Source organism: Paraburkholderia sp. J41 (genome assembly GCF_905220235.1).
In the GTDB taxonomy this organism is placed as follows: Bacteria; Pseudomonadota; Gammaproteobacteria; order Burkholderiales; family Burkholderiaceae; genus Paraburkholderia.
Map to the genome: position 1 here is coordinate 1 of NZ_CAJMZE010000075.1, position 1,570 is coordinate 1,570.

The 1,570-nt window shown below is 66.4% G+C and carries 2 protein-coding genes; both read right to left on the reverse strand.

The window, feature by feature from the left end; translation table 11 throughout:
* Positions 1-242 (reverse strand): HutD family protein (locus tag U5805_RS31440; RefSeq protein ID WP_322107384.1); only part of this gene is annotated, 242 nt, incomplete at its 3' end.
* Positions 239-1,570 (reverse strand): urocanate hydratase (hutU, locus tag U5805_RS31445; RefSeq protein ID WP_322107385.1); only part of this gene is annotated, 1,332 nt, incomplete at its 5' end. The genes hutU and U5805_RS31440, both read right to left, overlap by 4 nt.

Sequence of the window (1,570 nt, forward strand, 5' to 3'; positions counted from 1 at the left end):
CCCGCGCCTTCGAGCAGCACGAGCGTGCGATCCACGCCGGGAAAGCGCGAAAACGGCCCGGCCTGCGCAACGTCGGCAATGCTCACGCGCCACGCGAACGCGTCCAGCGACGCGTTGCCCGCCGCATCCAGCGGCATTGCCGCGATCTCGCGCGTGACGCCGCCGCCGTTCTTCCACGGCGACGCCGCCAGTTGCGCGTGACGGATCAGCGTCTGCGCGACGGTCGACGGCAACGCCATCATCGTCCCAGCATCGGCAGCTTCAGGCCCGCTTCGCGCGCGGTCTGCTGCGCAAGCTCGTAGCCCGCATCCGCATGACGCATCACGCCCGTGGCCGGGTCGTTGTGCAGCACGCGGCCCAGACGTTCATGCGCGGCCTGCGTGCCGTCGGCGACGATCACCACGCCCGCGTGCTGCGAGAAACCCATGCCCACTCCGCCGCCGTGATGCAGCGAAACCCACGTCGCGCCGCCCGCCGTGTTGAGCAGCGCGTTGAGCAGCGGCCAGTCGCTCACGGCGTCGGAACCGTCCTTCATCGACTCCGTTTCGCGGTTCGGGCTCGCAACCGAACCCGTGTCCAGGTGATCGCGGCCGATCACGATGGGCGCCTTCAATTCGCCGTTCCGGACCATTTCGTTGAACGCCTGGCCGAGACGATAGCGATCCTTCACGCCCACCCAGCAAATGCGCGCGGGCAGGCCCTGGAACGCGATGCGTTCGCGCGCCATGTCGAGCCAGTTGTGCAGGTGCGGATCGTCGGGAATGAGTTCCTTGACCTTCGCGTCGGTCTTGTAGATGTCCTCGGGATCGCCCGAAAGCGCGACCCAGCGGAACGGCCCCTTGCCTTCGCAGAACAGCGGGCGGATATAGGCCGGCACGAAGCCCGGGAAATCGAACGCGTTTTCCACGCCCATTTCCAGCGCCATCTGGCGAATGTTGTTGCCGTAATCGAGCGTGGCCGCGCCGCGCTCCTGGAGCGCGAGCATCGCGCGCACCTGTTGCGCCATCGACGCCTTCGCGGCCTTCACGATGCTCTCCGGCGCGACCTTCTGCGCCTCGCGCCATTGCCCGACGGTCCAGCCTTGCGGCAGATAGCCGTTGATGGGATCGTGCGCGCTCGTTTGATCGGTCACGCAGTCCGGCGTGATGCCGCGCGCGACGACTTCGGCGAACACGTCGGCGGCATTGCCGAGCAGGCCCACCGAAACCGGCTTGCCCGTCTGCTTCGCTTCTTCGACGATAGCGAGCGCTTCGTCGAGGGTTTTCGCCTTGCGATCGACATAACGCGTCTTGAGGCGGAAGTCGATGCGCGTTTCATCGCACTCCACGGCGATCATCGAAAAGCCCGCCATGGTCGCGGCCAGCGGTTGCGCGCCGCCCATGCCGCCCAGGCCGCCCGTGAGAATCCAGCGGCCCTTCGGATTGCCGTTGAAGTGCTGGTTGGCGACCGAATAGAACGTTTCGTAAGTGCCCTGCACGATGCCCTGCGAGCCGATATAGATCCAGCTTCCCGCCGTCATCTGGCCGTACATCATGAGGCCCTTGCGGTCGAGTTCGTGGAAGTGCTCCCA